At 65.1% G+C, this 20,510-nt stretch carries 17 protein-coding genes; 12 read left to right on the top strand and 5 right to left on the bottom strand.

What is annotated here, in order from left to right; translation table 11 throughout:
• Nucleotides 1–20 precede the first annotated feature (20 nt).
• Nucleotides 21–866: an aldo/keto reductase gene (locus IV501_RS05625; protein WP_200555479.1), complete on the top strand. Its 846-nt coding sequence runs from the start codon at nucleotides 21–23 to the stop codon at nucleotides 864–866.
• Here IV501_RS05625 and IV501_RS05630 read toward each other — a convergent pair.
• Nucleotides 839–1,909, bottom strand: a complete 1,071-nt coding sequence (locus tag IV501_RS05630) for a LacI family DNA-binding transcriptional regulator (protein ID WP_200555480.1) — start codon at nucleotides 1,907–1,909, stop codon at nucleotides 839–841. The two genes, IV501_RS05625 and IV501_RS05630, sit on opposite strands and share 28 nt — an antisense overlap.
• Nucleotides 1,910–2,100: 191 nt before the next feature.
• Between IV501_RS05630 and IV501_RS05635 the strand changes: the two genes are divergently transcribed.
• On the top strand, nucleotides 2,101–5,520 hold the full coding sequence (locus IV501_RS05635) for a TM0106 family RecB-like putative nuclease (RefSeq protein WP_200555481.1): 3,420 nt from the start codon (nucleotides 2,101–2,103) through the stop codon (nucleotides 5,518–5,520).
• On the opposite strand, the gene IV501_RS05640 is transcribed toward IV501_RS05635, so the two are convergent.
• Nucleotides 5,504–6,226, bottom strand: coding sequence for a MarR family winged helix-turn-helix transcriptional regulator (locus IV501_RS05640; protein WP_200555482.1), 723 nt, complete (start codon nucleotides 6,224–6,226; stop codon nucleotides 5,504–5,506). The genes IV501_RS05635 and IV501_RS05640 overlap by 17 nt on opposite strands.
• Before the next feature lie 106 nt (nucleotides 6,227–6,332).
• Between IV501_RS05640 and IV501_RS05645 the strand changes: the two genes are divergently transcribed.
• Nucleotides 6,333–6,884 (top strand): hypothetical protein, encoded by a 552-nt coding sequence (locus IV501_RS05645; RefSeq protein ID WP_307812205.1) that lies wholly within the window; start codon nucleotides 6,333–6,335, stop codon nucleotides 6,882–6,884.
• A gap of 131 nt (nucleotides 6,885–7,015) precedes the next feature.
• The gene (locus IV501_RS05650; protein ID WP_200555484.1) at nucleotides 7,016–9,160 is read left to right on the top strand and encodes a signal peptidase I; all 2,145 of its coding nucleotides are present in this window, start codon (nucleotides 7,016–7,018) and stop codon (nucleotides 9,158–9,160) included.
• 53 nt (nucleotides 9,161–9,213) lie between these two features.
• On the opposite strand, the gene IV501_RS05655 is transcribed toward IV501_RS05650, so the two are convergent.
• Nucleotides 9,214–9,600, bottom strand: a complete 387-nt coding sequence (locus IV501_RS05655; RefSeq protein ID WP_200555485.1) for a type II toxin-antitoxin system death-on-curing family toxin — start codon at nucleotides 9,598–9,600, stop codon at nucleotides 9,214–9,216.
• On the bottom strand, nucleotides 9,597–9,794 hold the full coding sequence (locus IV501_RS05660) for a type II toxin-antitoxin system VapB family antitoxin (protein WP_200555486.1): 198 nt from the start codon (nucleotides 9,792–9,794) through the stop codon (nucleotides 9,597–9,599). Before IV501_RS05660 ends, IV501_RS05655 begins: the two co-directional genes overlap by 4 nt.
• A gap of 179 nt (nucleotides 9,795–9,973) precedes the next feature.
• Between IV501_RS05660 and IV501_RS16665 the strand changes: the two genes are divergently transcribed.
• Genes IV501_RS16665 through IV501_RS05675 form a run of 3 tightly spaced genes read left to right on the top strand, consistent with a single transcriptional unit; the run spans nucleotide 9,974 to nucleotide 11,492 of the window.
• Nucleotides 9,974–10,579 (top strand): RNase H family protein, encoded by a 606-nt coding sequence (locus IV501_RS16665; RefSeq protein ID WP_200555487.1) that lies wholly within the window; start codon nucleotides 9,974–9,976, stop codon nucleotides 10,577–10,579.
• 7 nt (nucleotides 10,580–10,586) lie between these two features.
• Nucleotides 10,587–10,790, top strand: a complete 204-nt coding sequence (locus IV501_RS05670; RefSeq protein ID WP_200555488.1) for a hypothetical protein — start codon at nucleotides 10,587–10,589, stop codon at nucleotides 10,788–10,790.
• Nucleotides 10,791–10,820: 30 nt separating this feature from the next.
• Nucleotides 10,821–11,492, top strand: coding sequence for a VOC family protein (locus tag IV501_RS05675; RefSeq protein WP_200555489.1), 672 nt, complete (start codon nucleotides 10,821–10,823; stop codon nucleotides 11,490–11,492).
• A gap of 65 nt (nucleotides 11,493–11,557) precedes the next feature.
• Here IV501_RS05675 and IV501_RS05680 read toward each other — a convergent pair whose 3' ends face one another.
• Nucleotides 11,558–12,424, bottom strand: a complete 867-nt coding sequence (locus IV501_RS05680) for an AraC family transcriptional regulator (protein WP_200555490.1) — start codon at nucleotides 12,422–12,424, stop codon at nucleotides 11,558–11,560.
• Between the two features lie 183 nt (nucleotides 12,425–12,607).
• On the opposite strand from IV501_RS05680, the gene IV501_RS05685 reads away from it, so the two are divergent.
• The 5 genes from IV501_RS05685 (at nucleotide 12,608) to IV501_RS05705 (ending at nucleotide 20,502) form a co-directional block, all read left to right on the top strand.
• Nucleotides 12,608–15,871, top strand: coding sequence for a DUF5107 domain-containing protein (locus IV501_RS05685; RefSeq protein WP_200555491.1), 3,264 nt, complete (start codon nucleotides 12,608–12,610; stop codon nucleotides 15,869–15,871).
• Between the two features lie 62 nt (nucleotides 15,872–15,933).
• The gene (locus tag IV501_RS05690; protein ID WP_200555492.1) at nucleotides 15,934–16,974 is read left to right on the top strand and encodes a substrate-binding domain-containing protein; all 1,041 of its coding nucleotides are present in this window, start codon (nucleotides 15,934–15,936) and stop codon (nucleotides 16,972–16,974) included.
• Between the two features lie 70 nt (nucleotides 16,975–17,044).
• Nucleotides 17,045–18,607 (top strand): sugar ABC transporter ATP-binding protein, encoded by a 1,563-nt coding sequence (locus IV501_RS05695; protein ID WP_200555493.1) that lies wholly within the window; start codon nucleotides 17,045–17,047, stop codon nucleotides 18,605–18,607.
• A gap of 27 nt (nucleotides 18,608–18,634) precedes the next feature.
• Nucleotides 18,635–19,657: an ABC transporter permease gene (locus IV501_RS05700; protein ID WP_200555494.1), complete on the top strand. Its 1,023-nt coding sequence runs from the start codon at nucleotides 18,635–18,637 to the stop codon at nucleotides 19,655–19,657.
• Entirely contained in the window at nucleotides 19,654–20,502 is an 849-nt protein-coding gene (locus IV501_RS05705; RefSeq protein ID WP_200555495.1) for a hypothetical protein, read from the top strand. The genes IV501_RS05700 and IV501_RS05705 overlap by 4 nt, the downstream gene beginning before the upstream one ends.
• Nucleotides 20,503–20,510: the final 8 nt, after the last annotated feature.

Raw genomic sequence — 20,510 nt, forward strand, 5'->3', positions numbered from 1 at the left:
GCGTCGGCGCACGAATGAGCGTGGTCGAATTGACCGGGCAGGTCGCGCTGGGAGGCGCGGGATTCTCGATCATGCCCCAGCTCGACGACGCCCGGGCAATCGCCACGATACGGGCGGGCTATGACGCCGGCATCCGCATCTTCGATTCCGCGCGAGCCTACGCTCCGGCCGACGATCCCTTGCACAATGAACGCCTCTTTCGGACTGCGCTCGATGGCCGCCCCGATGTTGTGGTCGCCACCAAGGGCGGGCACTATCGCGAGCGCACGGGCGAGTGGCGCATCGACAATCGTCCCGATCGGCTTCGCCGCGACATCGAGGACAGCATTCGCGCCCTCGACACGCGCCCGATCGGGCTCTACTTTCTGCACCGGGCGGATGCGCAGGCCTCGATCGGAGAAGCGGTCGCCGCGCTCGACGACGCACGACGAGACGGGCTCATCGACGGAATCGGGATTTCCAACGTCACGATCGAACAGTTGGACGAGGCAACGGCCATCGCGCCGATCTCCGCCGTGCAGAATCGTCATTCGGCGCTCTTGCGTGAGTCGGATGCGGTGCTTGCGCGGTGCGAGCAGCTCGCCATCCCGTTCTTCGCGTACTCGCCGCTGAGCGGTATCGGTGCCGGCGCGGAGCTGGCGCGACGCCTCCCGAATCTTGCGGCGCTCGCGGCCGAGCGCGGTGTCTCGGTGCAGCGAATGGCGATTGCGTCGCTGCTCGCGTCGTCTCCGTATCTGTCGGTCGTCGTGGGTGCGGGCAGGCCGGCTACGGCGAAGGATTCCGCGGCCGCTGTATCCGAAGCGTGGGGAGATCGGGAGCGCGAGGCGCTGGAGCTGGATCAGGGCGAGCTGTCCGCGCCTAAGTAGGTACCGAAAGTGCTGGCTCGCGGGACGAGCACGGGTTCAAGCATGACGACCCGGTGCTCGTGCTCGTCGGCGGGTACCGAGATCTCCTCGATCAAGAGCGAGGTGGCGGCGAGCCCCATCGCCTCGCCATTCATCTCCACGGTCGTGAGGCTGACCGGTCCGCGCGGCGCCGCGCGGTTGTTCTCACAGCCCACGATGGCGACGTCTCGCGGAACCGAGAGGCCACCCCGCACGACGCCGTCCATGAACCCGTTCGCGAGTTCGTCGGTGACGGCGACGACGCCGTCGGCGCGGGTCGCCGTCGGCTCCAAAAGGAACTGGGCGGCGTATTCGGCGCCGTTCGCGAAATCGAGCTGCTCCTTGTCGACTTCCTGCAGTGTGACGGTCCCACCTGACTCCGCCACCGCGCGGCGCACGCCAAGCCGTCGGTAGTGGACGGGCTGCCAATTCTCGTGGCTGGCCAGGTAGACGAGCCGCGTGCATCCGCGATCAATGAGGTGGCGTGCCGCGAGGTATCCCACCTGCTCGTTGTCGACCAGCACGACGCAGCAGTCGTGATCGTGCGGCCGATAGTTCAGCAGTACGAGCTGTCGCCCGTGTGACCGCATCCGCTTGATTCCGTCGGTCGGATCTTCCATGGGGGCAAGAAGCACGCCGGCGACCCGAGCCTCGTCGAACAGGTCGAGGTAGGCATTCTGTTGCGCCAGATCATCGGCAGAATTGCCGATGAGGATCGTCATATTTGCGTCTCGCGAGCCCGACTGTGCTCCGTGGATCATGTCCACAAACAAGGAATTCTCGATGTTGGTCGACACGAAACCGATGCTTTTGCTCTTGCCAGCAGCGAGGGCTCGTGCCGCGTCGTTGCGCACGTAGCCCAGCGTGGCGATGGCATTCTGAACCCGCTCGAGAGTGCTCGGGGCGACGATGCCCGGATGATTCAACACGTTCGATACGGTGCCTCGCGACACCCCCGCCAAGGCCGCAACATCGGCCAGGCTTGGATTGTGGCCCGCCCGCGATGCTCGGGGTCGATCTGCCATCCACGACTCCTCTTCTCGGCACGAACGGTATGGACCGCTCACAGTTGGAGCGCTACAAGATTCTCTCAGCAAGAGTCGCATACCACGGTAGTTTTGGGCCGGATTTCGATTCACCAATTCCCTGCTGAGCACATTGCCGGTAGTGTCACCGGCCCCCGCTACCGTGAGCACTACCTCCAGAAAGTAGTCTCATGTTCTTGCTTGGCCCCACTGTCGTCTATTCCGCCAGCGACCTCACCGCGGCAGCCACCTGCGAGTGGGCGACCATGCATCGGCTCGACGCGAAGCTCGGGCGGGTCGAGCTGCCGAAGCTCGAGGACGACGACATGCTCGCGCGCACCGCGAAGCTCGGCGACGCGCACGAGCTGCGGGTGCTCGCCGACCTGAGGGCCACGCGAGACGTGGTGGAGATCGCGCGGCCGGAGAACCCGACTGAGGTCGAGGAGGTTGCGCGGCAGACATCCGTCGCCTTCCAGGCTGGAGCGGATGTCGTCTACCAGGCCGCCTTCTTCGATGGACGTTTTCTCGGGTACGCCGACTTCATCCTGCGAGAAGACAACGGCAGCTACGAGGTCTACGACACCAAGCTCGCCCGGCACGCGAAGATCACCGCGCTGCTACAGCTCGCGGCGTACAGCGAGCAACTGCAGCGCCTCGGCATCCGCACCGGCGAGCGGGTGCACCTGTGGCTGGGCGACATGCAGGTGAGTTCGCATCGGCTGCAGGACATCCTTCCCGTCTATCGCAACCGGCGGGCGCGCCTCGAGCGCATCATCGACGAACGGCTCGCCGACAGCGCGCCCACCGCGTGGGGCGACGAGCGGTACGCGGCGTGCGGGCGCTGCGACTACTGCACCGAGCAGGTCGAGCTGCACCGCGACGTGCTGCTCGTCGCAGGCCTCCGGCTCACCCAGCGAGATCGGTTGCGGGCCGCCGGAATCCGCACGATCGAGCAGCTGGCCGAGGCGGCGCCTGTGACCAGCACTGATGCTGTGGACGGCCTGTCGAACGCGACGCTGCGCGGGCTGCGGGAGCAGGCGCGCATCCAGCTCTCGCCGGTCTCCGAGGCCGAACCGCTCGCCTGGGAGATCGCGGACGCCAGCGTGCTCGCCGCCCTGCCCACCCCCGACGTGGGCGACATCTTCTTCGACTTCGAGGGGGATCCGCTCTACCAGGAGGGCGACACCTGGGGCCTCGACTACCTGTTCGGGCTGGTCGAGACCGACGGCACGTTCCGGCCGTTCTGGGCGCATGACCTTCCGCAAGAGAAACGGGCCCTGGTCGAGTTTCTCGAGTATGTCGTCGAGCGGCGGGCGCAGCATCCCGCGATGCACATCTACCACTACGCGTCGTACGAGCGCACCCACCTGCTCACCCTCGCCGCCCGGCACGGCGTCGGCGGCGAGATCGTCGACTCGCTGCTGCGCGACCATGTGCTGGTCGACCTCTACCCGATCGTGCGGCGCGGGCTGCGCATCGGCAGTCACAGCTACTCGCTCAAGAAGCTCGAGCCGCTCTACATGCACGACGCGCGCGAAGGCGTCGCCAACGCCGCCGACTCGATCACCGAATACGTGCGGGCGCGCTCGCTTCAGGCTGCCGGGGAGACGGATGCTGCCGCGCAGGTCATCGCGGACATCGCCCGCTACAACGCCTACGACTGCCTCTCCACGCTCAGGCTGCGCGACTGGCTGCTCGCACGGGCCGCCGAGCAGTCCGTGCCACTCGCCGAGTTCGATGAGCTACGCCCGCCGCACCAGGAGCCCGAACCCGATGAGCTGTACGGGCAGCTCATGGCGCTGATCGACGACACCTCCGCCCTGGATCGCGACCCCACGCAGACCGGCATCGCGCTCGCCGCCGCCGCGCTCGACTACCACCGCCGCGAAAACAACAGCTTCTGGTGGGACCACTTCGACCGTCTGCGCAATCCGATCGACGAGTGGGAGGGAACGCGCGACGTGTTCCGTGTCGATGATGGGGGAGTGGAGGTCATCCGTGACTGGTCTGTCAACGGCAAAGACAAGTCGCTGTCGCGCGACCTGCTGCTGACCGGAACGCCGGCGCCCGGCAGCTCGTTCAAGGTCGGCGACACCGGGCCGTTCATGGTCTACGACGACTACTCGCCGGCCGATGTATCGCTGGAGCCCGGTGCGCGCTGGGCCCACGAACGCTCCGAGCTGCTCGAGGTGGACGAGGTCAGCATGCTCGTGCGCGAGAAGGTCGCGGTCGGCGGGGACCCGATTCCCGACCTGCCGATCGCCCTGTCGCCGTCGAAGCCGCCGCCCTCGAAGTCGCTGGTGGAGGCCATCCGCCGCTGGGCTTCGGAGGTGCTCGCCGCCTGGCCGCGACCGTACGAAGACCCGGCGATGGATGTGCTGCGCCGCGCCTCACCGCGCACCGCGCTCGCGCCCATTGTGGGCGAGCGAAGCGATGCGATCGTGGCGTCGCTGCTGCCGCTGCGCGACTCGTACCTCGCGGTGCAGGGGCCGCCCGGAACCGGCAAGACCTACGTGGGATCCACGGTGATCGTGGAGCTGGTGCGCGACCACGGCTGGAAGATCGGCGTCGTCGCGCAGTCACACGCGGTGGTCGAGCACATGCTCGACGGCATCGTGAAGGCGGGCCTCGACCCCGCCCTCGTCGGCAAGAAGCCGAAGGATGCCTCGGTGCAGGGCGACTGGACCAAGCTCAGCTCCACCGCGGCGCAAGACCGGTTCACCGCGCAGGACGCCTTCGTGCTCGGGGGAACGCAGTGGACCTTCGCCAGCGAGGCGCGCATCCCCTCCCGCTCGCTCGACCTGCTGGTGGTCGACGAGGCGGGTCAGTTCTCGCTGGCGAACACCATCGCGGCGTCGGTCTCGGCCCAGCGGATGTTGCTGCTGGGGGATCCGCAGCAGCTTCCGCAGGTGACGAAGGGAACGCATCCCGAGCCGGTCGATACCTCGGCACTCGGCTGGCTCTCGGCGGGACATGACGTACTGCCGCCGGAGTTCGGCTACTTTCTCGAAACGAGCTGGCGCATGCATCCGGATGTCTGCGCGCCCGTCTCACGCCTGTCGTACGAGGGCAAGCTGCACTCCCACGACTCCGACCGGTCGCTGGCGGGCATCGTGCCGGGGCTGCATCCGGTGGCGCTGGAGCATCACGGCAACTCCACCCTGTCGATCGAAGAAGCGGATGCCGTGGTCGCCCTCGCGCGCGACCTGCTGGGGCGCGATTGGAGTTCTGCCGGTAGCACCGCGCCCCTCGAGCAGGACAACATCATCGTGGTGGCGCCGTACAACGCGCAGGTCGAAACGATCAAGCTGCGGCTCGAGGCGGCGGGCTATGCGTCGATTCCGGTGGGGACGGTCGACAAGTTCCAGGGGCGCGAGGCGGCGGTGTCGATCATCTCGCTCTCGGCCTCGTCGGCGGCCGACGTGCCGCGAGGGCTGGAGTTTCTGCTGCTGGCCAACCGCCTGAACGTCGCCATCTCGCGGGCGCAGTGGGCGTCATACCTGATCTACTCGCCGGGGCTGACCGAGGCGCTACCGACGAGCGTGGCGGGGCTGGCGCAGCTGAGTGCGTTTATCGGGTTGGTTGAGGGTGTGCCTAGCTCTGACCAGTAGCTGAAGACCCGTCGGACAGTGCTTCTGCCTCTTGGGTGAGTGACCACGCCGCGCGCTTGATGAGCTCGGTAATCATCGGATCGAGAAATCGGTCCTCCGTGGCGACGAGCCTGTCGATCGCGGCCTGATAGCCGCCGACCACCGCATCGAGTGCGGCGGAACCCTGCGCTGTTGGCACGATCAGAACGCTTCGCCGGTCTTTCGGGTGATTCTGCCGAACGACCAGCCCGGCCCTTTCGAGTCGATCGAGCATGGCGGTGACGGCCCCCGTCGTCATGTGCAGAGTGCGCGACAACTCTTTAGGAGTGATCTGTTCGGCGTGCCCCACGGCGGTCAACGCGCTGTATTCCGAGTTTGTCAGCTCGAGCCTGGTCGCGTACTCGCTTCGGAGCCGGCGAAGACTGATCTCCAGATGATGAAACGCGCCGGCGAGGGTGTGGGTCGGCGTTTCACCGTCGGTCGAGCCGGCGTACCGGCGCGCCTCGGCTGTCGTTTCCATCAAGTTGTCGCCCAATCGAGTCGCGATCTGCCCAGGTCGAATGGATGCTTCGACGCGGTCAAGTTCAAAAATATTTGCGCTGATGTGCGCGAAAAACCCCCAGTGCAGGGGTGATATCTCGATATTCGAGTTGCTTGAACGTCGTTTAGCTTGATATTCAAGATAACGCACCGCAAGCTGAGGAAGCCCGATGAATAAATTACCCAATCGACCTTATCGCGAGCGATCCGAAACCTAACCCGGGGGAACCATGTCACACCGCCTTGCACTTCGGCCTAGTCGCCGTTCATTCACACTCGTCGGAGCCATTGCCGTGGTCGCCGCTCTTGGCATCAGTTCCGCGATCGTCTGGCAGGCGTCGTATTCCGCGTTCTCCGCAACGACGAGCAACGCCACGAGCAACTGGGCCGCCGGCACCGTTCTGCTGACGAACGACTCGGCAAGCACCGCGATGTTCACCGCGACGGGCCTGAAGCCGGGATCGACCGGAACAAAATGTATCGCTGTGACCTCGACGGGCACCCTGCCGTCTGCCGTGAAGTTGTACACCTCGTCCCCGGCCACAACCAACGCGTTGTCGACCTACATCACGCTGACGATCACCCAGGGCACCGGCGGAAGCTTCGCCTCGTGTGCCAGTTTCGTCGCCGACGCCACCGGTTCTGCGATCTACTCCGGCACTCTCGCCAACATCGGCACCACCAACACGTCCTACGCCAATGGCCTGACCAACTGGTCACCGACCGGCTCGGCGAGCGAGACGAAGACCTACCAGTTCGTCTACACCGTCTCGGCCAGCGCGCCCAACTCGGTGCAGGGCGGCACTGCAGCTCTCGGTTTCACGTGGGAAGCCAACAACACCTAAGCCGAGTCATTGTGACCCGGCAGAGTTTCCCGGGAATTCAGGAGGTGTCGGCGATGCCGGAAGTATCAACTCGTTCGTCGCAGCTGCGACCGGCCAGTGTGACTTCTGGCGACGCCGGCACCTCCTCTTCTGTGAGCCAGTCTCCACCGCTGTCGTGGCGGGGAGGCTGGGGCGCACTCATCATGTCGATGCTGGCTCGAGTCGTGCTTGCAACTGTCGCCGCGCTGCTTCTGACCACTCTCGTCCCCGCTGTCGCTGGGTGGCATCCGACGTTCGTCAGCTCGGGTTCGATGGAGCCGCGCCTGATGGTGGGCGACGTCGTCGTCTCGCGGCCGATCGATTCAGCGCCGCTGCAGCTCAAGCAGGTGATTCTGGAAAAGGATCCCAATCATGCTGGCTGGTTGCGCCTTCATCGATTGGTCGCCATTTCGGGGTCGGGAGAGGTCATCACCAAGGGCGATGCCAACCCTCAGCGCGACACCGCCGGCGTGCCTCTCGCTGACGTCATCGGAATCGCCTCGTTGCGTGTTCCCTACCTGGGCCTTCCCGCGGTCTGGCTGGGCACCGGGCAATACGGCGCCCTCGGCCTCACCGCTGCAGCCCTTGCACTCCTTGTCTCTGTTGCCTTTCTCTTTAAGCAGGATGATTCGAGCCGAACCGGTGCGCCGAGTGCAGCGCCGCGCGAGCGGCGTTCCCGCGCAACACGCCGCGCGCATCGCGGCGAGACCGCCCCGGTACGCATCGCGACGGTGAGCCGAGGAGTCGCCATCGCGAGCGTGATCGGTCTTGCGCTTCCCCTGCTGTCGCCCATGACGGCGGAGGCCGTCGCGTTCAGCAGAACGACCAGCAACGCATCGAATGCCGTTGCCACAGCCAACCGGTTCACCTGCGCCGATCGTGTGGTCGCGGATGCTCCAGCAAATTTCTACAAGCTCACCGAGGCATCGGGCCTCACGGCAGCCGACTCGTCGGGAAACAATCGCCCCGGAACCTACACGTCAACCGGAATCACCTACGGGGTTAGTGGGCCGTGCGCACTCGACGGAGCCACCGCGGTGACGCTCGGCGGCGGCGCGACCACGGGGGTAACGACTGCAAATGCGGTTTCGTCCCCGATGACCTTCAGCGTGGAGATCTGGTTCAAGACGACATCCACTGCCGGTGGGCTCTTGGTGGGGATGTTCACCGACCCGACGTCTGCCACAGCCAGCCAGGATCGCGTGCTGTACATGACCAAAACGGGCAAGATCGCCTTCGGGATGTACAACCGGGTGACCAGTACCCCCGTTTCGGCGACCAGCCCGACCGCGTACAACGACGGTACCTGGCACCTGGCCGAGGCCACCTACACGGTGGCCACCGGGATGACCATCTTCGTGGACGGTTCATCGGTTGCGACGAATGCGGCCGCCATTCCGATCAACAGCTACACAGGCTACTGGCGGCTCGGCTATGGCGGAATTTCCTACTGGCCAGGCGCGCCGACGAGCAGCGTCGGGTTTGCCGGAACTATTGCGTCTGCGGCCGTCTACTCCCAGGCGCTCTCCCCGGCGCAGATCTCGCTCAGATATAGCGCGACGAAAGGAACCTGCGCCAGAGCGGTGCTCGCCGACTCTCCGTCGAACTACTACAAGCTGAATCAGAACAGCGGCACGGTCGCGACCGATTCTTCGGGCAATTCGATTGATGGCACGTACACCGCCGGAATAACCTACGGCGCACCCGGGCCATGTTCGGTGGATGGGGCGGCCGGCGTCACGCTCAGCGGCGCCAACGCAGGCATCACGACAGCGAATTCCCTCACCCGGCCCAACACGTTCAGCTATGAAGTCTGGGTCAATACGACGACCAAAACCGGCGGTCTGCTGATGGGCTTCTACTCAGACCCGACAGCCGTGTCACCCGTCGACAAAGACGCTTTGCTGTATATGAACAATGCCGGCAAGGTTCATTTCGGGATGTATGACTCGACTGCTCTGCGGACCTACAACGTGGAGTCGTCGGCCAGCTTCAACGACGGCACGTGGCACCTGATCCAGGCGACCTACAGTGATGCCACGAACATGGCGCTGTGGGTCGACGGAGTCTCGGTCGGAACGAACACCGCCTCTCCCCACCATGCTTTCAGCGGGTATCTCCGCATCGGGTACGGGGCATCGTCGGACTGGCCGAACCCTCCCGCAAGCACCGGTTTCGCCGGGTCGATGGCCGGGGTTGCGTACTATTCGACGGTGCTCACCGCAGCCCAGGTCGCGGCGCACTACGCGACGCGGTGAGGCTGGCGCCGCCAGGTGGCGCGCACGTGCCGCGGAGGTGTGCCATGCAGTTGTCAACTTCCGCCTGCCGGAGCCCACAGCTCGCGAAGCCGATCTGCGATCTCGTTGAGGGAGAGGTGTTCGGCCGCGACCGCAACGTAGAAGTCGGCGTCGGCGTCATCGCCCAAGTAGACGTACTCGTTCATCGAGAAGATGACAAACGTCGCCGTCGCGGCCAGGCGCTTGTTGCCGTCGAGAAGAGGATGAGTGCGACTGATCGAATCGATCACTGCGGCGACCTTGGTGTGGATGTCGCCGTAAATTTCGGTGCCGTACATGGTCAGATTCGCCCGCTGCAATGCGGACTCGATGAGGCCGATATCTCGCGGGACCGGCGCAAATAGGAGTGTCGACCGGACGAAGACGTCGAGGACCTGGGTGGCGTCGGGAACCCAGGTCACCGATCAGCGAGTTCCTGAAGCGTGTTGCCCAGCACGGCATCCAGTCGAGCGGCCAGCTTGCCCGGATCAAAAGAACGTGTGTTGATCAGGAGGTCGAGCGCCATGTCGACAACCTCCCGCTGAGAGCGAGCGCCGGTGAGCTCTTGCGCTTTTTCGATCTTGCTCTTGTCGATATCGATGCTCGTGACAGCCATGCCGTGCCTCTCTCCTATATAGCTAATATATAACATCGGTTGGAGAGGCACTCGCGTTCGTGAACGTCGTGCTCATCCCGTTATCCCCTGTGGATGAGCCGCAGTGTGCTGAGCTTCCGCGATCAGGGCGGGAGGGCATCCGTGCATTCAATGTCGGCGGGGGCAAATATCGTTCGAGTGTGACTACAGCTCAAGAAAACGGGGTTCCGCCATCGATTGCCAGGATCAGACTCGACGTATTGTCGCCGGACGTACATGCTGCAAGTCGAGCCATCTGGACTGACGCTAGTGTCTGGAAAGGCGGGAGTTCTTGGGCCTGGGTTGATGACTCGGGCTACTTCGCTCATGGGGTGTGCCGAGGCTGGGCGACAGACAATAACGATGCCGAGCTCTGGGCCATAGCTGAAGGGGTTCGCGCGGCTCAGCCTGGTCAGCTGGTGCACGTCAACACCGATAGTGAGACGGCGGCCGCGCTCATGCAACCGTTCGCACTTGTCGATGGCGTGGTGTCCAAACCAATGCGCGACATTGGTAGGTATCGTGAGTCACTGGACGAGATCGGGTCGGTCGCTAACGGGAAAACTGTCGTCGTGCACTGGCTTAAGGGCCATCGTTCTGACGTCAGGAATGTTGCCGCGGACGCCCTCGCAACAGCAGCACGCTGGACGGACTCCACATACGACGAGTGGGAGCACGACTGTCGACACGCTCTTCGAGGATTCGGGGCGAGGCTTGGCCAACGGCTCGCAGAGGGCCCGCTCTGCTCCTGCGGACACCTGCGGTAGCGACTAAATGGTCCCTCGCGAACGTGGTGGGAGGGTCATCCGTGGCGGTGCTGTCGCGCGCGACGACCTGGACATACGCCACCGGCCGGTATGCGCCACCGAGCCGGTAGTCGGCGATGCCGACCGGGGGGAGCTGGATGCCGCCCGCGAGCGTCAGCGCGAGGAGCGCGCCGACGAGAATCATTGGTCAACCGTAGAGGCTCGCGAGTAGCGTGAGGGCACGGCCTTCAAAGGAGTCAGCATGAGCGAGCCGACGATCGAATCAGGGTGGATCTCCCCGGCGGAGTTTCACCGAGCGCCGGCCGTCGGTGACTGGCGGGTCACCGCGACCGGGCCTCAGGCGGTCTTCACCGCGACATCGTTCGCGCAGGCCGCAAGCCTCGTCGGTCCCATCGCCGCCGCTGCCGAGCGGTTCGGCGTATTGCCTGACGTTGATGTGCGACCGGAGGCAGTCGTCGTGCGGGTGCCGTATCGCAGCTGGGACGGCATCCCGGCGGCAGCCAGAGAGTTCGCCGTTGCCGTCTCTGCGGCTGCAGCCGATTTGGACCTGACTCCCGACCCGTCTCGCGCGCAGTCGATCGGCATCTATGTGGCGCAGCACTCCGAGGTCGACGTGCGTCCGTTCTTCCTGGCCGCGCTAGGGTACGAGCCGTTTGGTGACACGGATGCCGTCGACCCGTTGCGCAGTGGACCGCAGCTGGCGTTCAACCCGATTACGGGCGACGCCGCCCGGCGCGGTCGGACGCACTTCGACGTCTTCGTTCCGGCTGACCAGGCCCAGGCGCGAGTGGATGCCGCGCTCGCCGCGGGCGGGCGACTCGTCGACGACTCGAGCGCTCCCGCCTGGTGGTCGCTCGCATCGCCCGACAATCACGGCGTGGACATCGCGTCGTGGACTGACACGTCGGAGTAGAGCGGGGCGGGTTTCGATACGCGTCCTCGTTCCTCGGGCGCTACTCAACCGGCGCCGGAGCTCGACTAGCCCTTGTGCAGCGCTCGATATCTCAGAGCGGTCGTTCCGTGCACCGACTTGAACTGGCGCGAGAAGTAGAAGGCATCGTCGTAGCCCACCTGGACGGCGATACTCGCCACCGAGAGATCAGTGGTGTCGAGCAGTTCGCGAGCTCGCGACATCCGTAGCTGGGTCTGATATTGCAAGACCGGAAACCCGACCTGGCGCCTGAATAGGGCAGAGAAGTGGGAAGGGCTCAACTGGGCCTTAGCGGCCAGCGACGCGATGCTCACCCGCTCGGTGAAATGGCCGCGCAAGAAGTCTCTGGCGTCTTCGATAACCCGTATCCGGTGGTCGTCGGAACCCTGCAGGGCCGCAAGGAGCGTGAGCATGTGCCAGGCAGCCCCCGACGCGGCCAGCAGGCTCGAGGTGCTGAGATCGCGCTCCATCGTGCTCACGATCTCCTCCATCAACGCCACCACTCGAAAGGTGTCGACGACAGTTCTCACGGGGGCGAGCTCGGTCATGCCGCAGGCGGTGAGCACGTCGTCGAGACCGCGGCCATCGAGGTGCACGAACCAGAGCGTCCACGGATCGTCGCGGTTGCTGCCATAGGAGTGCGCAACGCCGGGCGGGATGACGACGGCCTGACCCGCGGCAACAGGGTGGGTGATCTCCCCGATGCGGCACCACCCGCCCCCGGCGGTGCAGACCAGAACGACAGCCTGCGAAACGGGGGTCGAGCGGCTGATGCGGTGCGCGCGCGCTTCGGGAAAGTAGCCGCAGTCGGTCACCAGCAGATGCGTAGTGCCAGGCGAATCCAGCGCCTCGCTAATGCGGGGGCGCGGGAGTACGAGCAGCCGTTGGCCCGGAAAGCCTTCTGCAATTGACATCGAGCTCGATCCCTTCAGAAAGTGATTTCCTCCAGTTTTACCAAGAGATCTGCTATTTTGTCGCCACTCCGATCGTTCTAATGTGGCGTCATGCTCAATGATGAGGCTCGGAAACGGCCAGATGCGATACGGCCAGAACCGACGGAAGTCGCGGCTGAGGCCGATGACACGTCTCGGCTGATCTTGCCGCCAGTACCCGACGAACTCGTCGGCGCCGGGGTGGCCGCCTGGGCGCAGCCGATGATCATTGACACCTATCTGCCGGAGGCGCCGGACACCCTGCCCGCATACCTCGACAATCGTGTCTATCAGGGCTCGAGCGGACGCGTTTACCCGTTGCCGTTTCACGAGCGCATCTCGCAGCACAAGGCGCCGCACGAGTGGCAGGCCGTGCATCTCGAGAACGAGTGGATCCGACTGGTGATCCTTCCCGAGCTCGGCGGCCGCATCCATGTCGCGTACGACAAAGTGAACGATTACGACTTCTTCTATCGCAACAACGTCATCAAGCCCGCGCTGGTGGGGCTGGCGGGGCCGTGGATCTCCGGCGGCGTCGAATTCAACTGGCCGCAGCACCATCGGCCCGCCACATTTCTGCCCACCGACTTCGAGATCGAGCACGAGACAGACGGCGCCGTCACCGTCTGGTGTTCCGATCACGATCCGTTCACCAGGATGAAAGGGATGCACGGCATCCGTCTTCGCCCAGACAGCTCGGTGATCGAGGCACGCGTGCGGTTGTTCAATCGCACAGACGAGACCCAGACCTTTCTCTGGTGGGCGAATGTGGCCGCCGCGGTCAACGACGACTACCAATCGTTCTTCCCAACCGATGTGCGCTTCGTCGCCGACCACGCCAAGCGTGCCGTTGCCACCTTTCCCGCGGTCGAGGGCCGCTATTACGGCATCGACTATCCCGCCCAGAAGAGCGCGCAGACCCCCGACGGCGATCGCCTCGACTGGTACCGAAACATCCCGGTACCCACCTCGTACATGGTGGTAGCCACCGACGACGATTTCTTCGGTGGCTACGATCACGGCCGCGATTCGGGCTTCGTCTACGTCGCGGACCGTCACTTCGCCCCGGGCAAGAAGCAGTGGACCTGGGGGGATGCCGAATTCGGCCGCAGTTGGGAGACCAACCTCACCGACGACGATGGCCCCTATGTCGAGCTGATGGCGGGAGCATTCACCGACAATCAGCCCGACTTCGCGTTTCTCGCGCCCGGCGAGACCAAGGCGTTCAGCCAATACTGGTACCCGATCACCGGGGTCGGCCCAGTGCACCAGGCGACTACCGAGGCGACGGTGCGTCTCGACATCACGTCGGAGGGAAACGTCACTACAGTCGTCATCGGGGTGATGTCGACACAGCTGTTCGTCGATGCGTCGATCACCCTAGGCTTGCGCGACGGCACTGTGCATTTCGAAGACACAGTGCAGTTCGAAACGATCGCCACCCTGACACCCAGCGTTGCGGTGGTGGTCGAGCACACCGTCGACGGTGCATTCGACCCTGCCTCGTTCACCGTGACCGTGCGCTCCGGCACCCGGACGCTGGTGAGCTGGCGCCCCCGAGGGAAGGCCGAGTCGAGCGCAGAACCCACAGCCGCGGTCGAGCCCGAGGCCCCGGAGCAACTGGATTCGGTTGAGCAACTCTTTCTCACCGGGCAGTATCTCGCCCAGTATCGTCACGCCACACGCCTGCCGGAGCCGTATTGGCGCGAAGCGCTGCGGCGTGATCCGGGCGATGTACGGTGCAACCTCGCGCTTTCGCAGCGCCTGCATTGGGCTGGCGATTTTGCCGAGGCCGAAGCGCTGCTCCGCACCGCCCTCGCCCGACTGACGGCGCACGTCTCCACCCCGATCACCGGCGAGGTGCACTATCGGCTGGGCATCGAACTTGTGAACCAGGGGCGCGACGCTGAGGCAGAGGCTGTTCTGGCGAAGGCCGCGTGGGATGCCGCCTGGCGGGTTCCCGCCAATCTGACGCTCGCCCGGATATTCCTCCGCGCCGGTCGTCTGGCCGAGGCCGAACAGGTGCTGACCACGGTGCTCGCGCTCGACGCCGACCAGCTTCAGGCCGCGAACCTGCTCGCCGTTCTGCTACGACTCAGCAATCGGCCCACCGAGGCTCAGCGCCACATCGATGCGACGCTCGCCCGCGATCCGCTCGACCAGTGGACGCGTGACCTCGCCGGGCTGACCGTGACGGATGACGCCCCCACCCTTCTCGACGTCGCCCTCGAGTACTCCGTGGCCGGCGAGGCCGACAGCGCGCTGCGCCTCCTCGACGAGGCCAGCATCGCGGCGAAATCGAATGCGCTCGGTCAGGTGAACGTCGCGCCCCTGGCCCAATACCATCGCGCCATGATCCTCGACCGGCTCGGCCAGACCGAGGCGGCCGGGGAAGCACGTGCCGCGGCACGCGCTGCGGACAGCACCTATTGCCTGGCATCGCGTCTCGACGATGTCGCCGCGTTGAAGGCGGCTCTTTCCGCCGACCCGGCAGACGCCCTGGCCGCGCTGTTGCTCGGGAACTGGTACTACGACCGTCGACGATTCGACGACGCGATCGACTGCTGGACGGCTGCCGGCGGCGTCATGGCCGAGCGCAATCTGGGTATCGCTGCCTTCAATGTGCGTCGTGACCCGCAAGCGGCTCGCCGCCACTACGACGCGGCACTCGCCCTGGCGCCGTCAAACGCGAAACTCCTGTTCGAGTCCGACCAGCTGGCGGCACGGCTCGGCGACTCACACGACGTGCGGCGGATGCGCCTCGAGCGCAGCGCCGACCTCGTCGGTGCCCGCGACGATCTCACCGTGGTGTTCGCCGGACTGCTCACGGCCACCGGAGACCCAGGCGCCGCACGCCGTCTGCTTCTGTCGCGTCAGTTTCAGCCCTGGGAGGGCGGCGAGGGGCAGGTGATCACGGCCTGGGAAGACGCCCACCTCGCGCTTGCCCGGCAAGCGCTAGCTGCAGGGGATGCCGCGGCCGCCGTCGAACGGACTACCGCCGCCATCGACACGCCGGCCAGCCTCGGCGAGGCGCGTCATCCGCTGGCAAATTCCGCTCGCCTCTATCTCGCTCTCGGGGACGCCCTGGCCGCCGCGGATCGCCCAAACGAGGCGCGAGCCGCGTGGACCACGGCTACGCAATTCGAGGGCGACTTTCTCAGCATGAGCACTCAGGCGTTCAGCGACCAGACCTGCTTCACGATTCTCGCGCTGCAGCGCCTGGGCGAGAACGACAATGCGTCGGCGCTCGCCGAGGAGCTTGAGCACTTTGCCGAGGCGCTGGCGGCGACTCCCGCCGTCGTGGACTTTTTCGCCACGTCACTGCCGTCGATGCTCTTGTTCACCGACGACCCGGCGATCGCTCGCGACCGCCAGGTGCGCGCGATTCGAGACCACCTCACGGAAATTTCCATCCCGACCGGTTCCTGACGGTCACACTGGGAGGCAACGCTGCCGACCAGCTACCCACACAGAGAGAAAAGGACGAACCCATGGCAGCATTCACTCGGCGAAAGGTGAGCCGCACCTCGCTCATCCTCGCTACAGCAGCGACCGTGATCCTCTTGGCTACCGCCTGCACTTCGGGCGCGGAGACGGGCGGCGACGTGGCGGCATCCGGCCCCAAGTCGGGCAAGCTCACTATCGCCTACCTGCAGAAGCAGGGCGATCAGCAGTACTTCGTCGACGAGGCCGACGGGGCGAAAGCCGCGGCGAAGTCGCTCGGCGACGTGAACATCAAGGTCGTCGACCTCGGCACCGACGCGAACAAGGCGATCAGCGCGGTCGATTCCGTCATCGCACAGAAGGTCGACGGCATCATCATCGTCGTGCCCGATCAGCAGATCGGCCCGCAGGTGATCGCGGCGGCGAAGGCCGCAGGCATCCCGATCATGGCCTCCGACGACATCATCAAGGATGCCGCGGGCAAGCCAGCCGCATTCGCCGGGTTCGACGGAACCGCCATGGGCAACGCCGTCGGCACCCAGGCGGCGAAGCTCTACAAGGATGCAGGCTGGAGTGCTGCAGACACTCGCATTCTGAGTGGCTACAAGCAGGATCTGTCGGTGTGCACCCAGCGCGTCGACGGCGCGAAAGATGCCTTCACCAAGGCAATCGGCAGCGACATTCCGAAGATCGTCGACATCGGAACGGATAACTCCGCTACCGACGCGCAGAACAAGGCCGGAGCGGTGATCACCGCCAACGCGGGAGTCAAGCACTGGGTCGTCTGGGGCTGCAACGACGAGAACGAAACGGGGATCGTCACCGCGCTGCAGAACTCCGGGGTCGCGCCGGCCAACATCGCAGGTGTCGGGCTCGGCGCCTACCTGACCTGCAAGGACTGGGCGGCCAAGCAGGACACCGGGAACAAGGCGGCGCTGTTCATCTCTGGCGTCGAGGTGGGCAAGGCCGCTCTGACCTCGATGGTCGGTCTCGTACGCGACGGCACCAAGCTGCCCGCCCAGTCGATCGCGAAGACCGCCATGGTCGACTCGAGCAACTGGGAAGCTGCCGGCGTGGTCTGCACCTAACAACTAGCTCGGCCGGGGGTCGCACAGCGGCCCCCGGCACCCGCACTCACACTTTCCCTGGAGATGCAGCATGTCACTACAGCAGGCCCAACCCGAAGCCAGTACCGACGCCGTCACGTTCAGCGCTCGCGACATCAGCAAGAGCTTCGGCCCCATCGTCGCGCTCGATGCGGTGACCCTGGAGTTGCGATCGGGCGAGATCACGGCGCTGATGGGGGAGAACGGGGCGGGAAAATCGACGCTTTTGAAGATCCTGACAGGGGACTACGTTCCCGACAGCGGAACCCTGACGTTGGATGGCGTCGAAGTGCACTTCACCGACCCGGCGCACGCTCACGCGGCAGGTCTTCGAGTCATCTCGCAAGAGCCCGAAATCGTGCCGCACGTCTCGGTCGCCGAAAACATCTACGTAGGATCGCTGGGAGTGCAGGGCTTCTTCTTCGACCGGCGAAAGCTTCAGGCGCGTGCGGCGGCCGACCTCTCTCGCTACGGATTCGACCAGGTCATCTCCCCGACGACAATCGGCAGCCAGCTGTCTGCGGCGCAACGGCAAATTGTCGAGATCATGAGGGCGGTCATCGACAACCCTCGGGTGATCTGCTTCGACGAGCCAACATCGTCTCTCGGCGACGACGAGGTGACGCTCTTGTTCAGGCTCATTCGGCAGTTGCGGGCGGAAGGAAAAGCCATCGGGTATGTCTCGCACCGCATGAACGAGATATTCCAGCTCGCCGATCGCATCACCGTGCTCCGTGACGGAAAACTCGTGGGAACGAAGAAGACCCAGGACACCGACCACAACGAGCTCGTGCACATGATGGTCGGCCGCGATCTCTCCCAGATGTTTCAGCGCGAGCGGCAGCCCGCCGGCGCGACAGTGCTTCATCTGCAGAACGTCACGACCGACGATGTGCACGACATCACCATGACCGTCAAGGCGGGGGAGGTCGTCGGCGTCGCCGGGCTCGTCGGTGCGGGGCGCAGCGAGCTCATGAAAGCGATCGTGGGCGACCTGCCCATCCGCGGTGGCGAGGTCTTCGTCAATGGAGAGCGAGCACATTTCCGGTCTCCAGCGGATGCCCTGGCCGCCGGAATCGGATTCGCGCCGGAGGAACGCAAGGCCGAAGCGCTCATCATGCAGCGTACGGTGCGCGACAACATCGTGCTGGCCAGCCTGTCGCGGATAGCGAAGGGGTGGTTTATCAGCTCGCGGGCGGAGAAGGCGGTAGCGACCAAGTACATCGGCCAACTCCGCATCCGTACCCCCTCCAGCGAGCAGTTGGTGAAGAACCTGTCCGGTGGTAACCAGCAAAAAGTGGTCCTCGCGCGCTGGCTGGCGCTCGGACCAACCCTGCTGGTGCTCGACGAGCCCACGCGCGGGGTGGATGTCGGAGCCAAGGCGGAGATCTACGCCATCATCGACCAGCTTGCACAACAAGGAGTGGCAATCCTGGTCGTCTCGAGCGAGCTGCCCGAGGTGCTCGGACTCGCCGACCGGATCTACGTCATGGCCGGTGGTCGAATCGCGGGTTCCGTGGATCGCGCCGAGGCGACCGAGGAGTCGATCCTCGCCCTGGCCATGTCCGACACCTCGACACAGCACGTCCCATCTCGCAGCGCCGACGCTTCGTGACTCCCACCTTTCGAAAGGAACACTCCGGTGTCCAGTACTGACATAGCAGTCCCCGCCAGCGACCTGGTTGCTGCGCCTTCGCCGATCCGACGGGTGTTCGCCGCCGTCGGCGTGCAGAATATCTCGCTCCTGATCGCTATAGCCGTGCTCGTGGTGATCATCGGCACCCAGAATCCGCTCTTCTTCGGCCTGAACAACATCAGGGTGATCGGAACCGCGATCGCGGTGACAGGGCTCCTCGCCGTCGTGCAGACGGTCGTGATCATCATGGGCGCGCTCGACATCTCTGTCGGGTCGATCGCGGGGCTCACGTCCGTCACCTCCGCCATGATCTTCACCGTCGCGGGCCCGGCGCTTGGGGTGGTCGGCGCGGTGGCCATCGGAATCATCTGTGGGCTGTTGAACGGGTGCATCATCGTCTTCGGGCGGGTCAACCCGGTGATCGCGACCTTGGCGACTCTCGCCGCTTTCAAGGGCATCGCCCAGTTGGTGTCGGATGGTCGAGCGCAGGGGTATACCGGAGCGAACCCGTTCTTCGTCTTCCTCGCCCGCGGCACTCTTCTCGGCATCCCGACGCTCATTGTCGTTCTGATCGTCGCGGCCATCCTGGCGCATGTCGTGCTTCGTTACACCAGCATCGGCCGCAATATCTATGCGGTCGGCGGCAATGACATCGCCTCGCGGCTGGCAGGCATCAACATCAACCGCTATATCCTCGGCGTCTACATGGTGACGGGGGCAGTCGCGGCCATTGCGGGCATCCTGATCACCGCACGAACCGGATCGGGGCAACCGGTGTCAGGCTCCGAGGGGTTGGAGCTGGAGTCGATCACCGCTGCTGCCCTCGGTGGCGCTGCGCTCAAGGGCGGCAAGGGCACGATCATGGGAACGATCCTGGCCGTGATCCTGCTGGGCATCCTCACTAACGGGATGACGCTCCTCGACGTCAACGCCTTCTGGCAGAACGTCGCCAAGGGCGCTCTCCTCGTGATCGCCGTCATCATCCAGCAGCTGCGTTCGAAGGAACGTCGCATCGGTCTGCCTGCATGACGGTGGCTCTGGCCGGCGGCAACGGACTCCGGCTGGTCGTCGACGTCGAGAACGGGGCGAGGATTGTCAGCCTCACCACCGCCGACGGCGTCGAGTGGCTTGCGCCGAGCCGGCCCACCACCGAGGGGGGCCCACGGCCGTCGTTCATCCATCCGGGGATGGGGGGATGGGATGAGGTCGTCCCCACCGTGCAACCTGACGTGCTTCCCGGCGGAACCCGGGTCGGTGACCACGGCGAGGCGTGGAGCGTGCCATGGGCCGAAGAGGAGGTCGCTCCCGGGCACCTTCGTCTGTGGGTCGCGTTGCCCAGCATTCACGCGACTCTGACGCGCACCATCAGGTCAACGACCGCCGGTTTCCGGATCGAGTGGAGCGCCACCACCTCGGCGCCGGTCGCGGTGCCGCTGCTGTGGACGGCGCATCCGCAATTTCGCTCGACAGCGCAATCGGCCTTGTCGTTCTCCAACCTGGGCACACCGGTGCTGCCGAACCTGATCGAACATCATCCGGTCGCCGGACGTTACCTGGTTTTCGACGATCGATCGTTCGCGGACTGGGCACCGCACGGCGGCTCGCTCAAGACCTTCGTCGAGCCAGGCACGCCGATCGACTCGGTCGCTATCGCCGGCCCAGGCGGGAGTTCTGTGTCGCTGAGCTGGGGCGCAGCACAGCTTCCGTACCTGGGCCTGTTCTGGGACAACGGGGAGTTCGCTGAGGGGCCGGTGTTCTCCGTCGAGCCGACAACCGGCCGCGGGGATCTTGCCTCGGAGGCAATGGCGCATGAAGAAGTTGCGATGCTCTCGCCAGGTCGGCCGCTCCGGTGGTGGATCGAGATCACGGCCTGAGGGGTTTC

The sequence above is a fragment of the Lacisediminihabitans changchengi genome (assembly GCF_016634425.1).
Classification (GTDB): domain Bacteria; phylum Actinomycetota; class Actinomycetes; order Actinomycetales; family Microbacteriaceae; genus Lacisediminihabitans; species Lacisediminihabitans changchengi.

What these genes read in the sequence shown, in the direction of transcription:
- IV501_RS05630 (WP_200555480.1), bottom strand. Translation starts at nt 1,909, where the DNA reads ATGGCAGATCGACCCCGAGCATCGCGGGCGGGCCACAATCCAAGCCTG.
- IV501_RS05635 (WP_200555481.1), top strand. Translation starts at nt 2,101, where the DNA reads ATGTTCTTGCTTGGCCCCACTGTCGTCTATTCCGCCAGCGACCTCACC.
- IV501_RS05660 (WP_200555486.1), bottom strand. Translation starts at nt 9,794, where the DNA reads ATGGCTGTCACGAGCATCGATATCGACAAGAGCAAGATCGAAAAAGCG.
- IV501_RS05670 (WP_200555488.1), top strand. Translation starts at nt 10,587, where the DNA reads ATGGTCCCTCGCGAACGTGGTGGGAGGGTCATCCGTGGCGGTGCTGTC.
- IV501_RS05675 (WP_200555489.1), top strand. Translation starts at nt 10,821, where the DNA reads ATGAGCGAGCCGACGATCGAATCAGGGTGGATCTCCCCGGCGGAGTTT.
- IV501_RS05680 (WP_200555490.1), bottom strand. Translation starts at nt 12,424, where the DNA reads ATGTCAATTGCAGAAGGCTTTCCGGGCCAACGGCTGCTCGTACTCCCG.
- IV501_RS05690 (WP_200555492.1), top strand. Translation starts at nt 15,934, where the DNA reads ATGGCAGCATTCACTCGGCGAAAGGTGAGCCGCACCTCGCTCATCCTC.
- IV501_RS05695 (WP_200555493.1), top strand. Translation starts at nt 17,045, where the DNA reads ATGTCACTACAGCAGGCCCAACCCGAAGCCAGTACCGACGCCGTCACG.
- IV501_RS05705 (WP_200555495.1), top strand. Translation starts at nt 19,654, where the DNA reads ATGACGGTGGCTCTGGCCGGCGGCAACGGACTCCGGCTGGTCGTCGAC.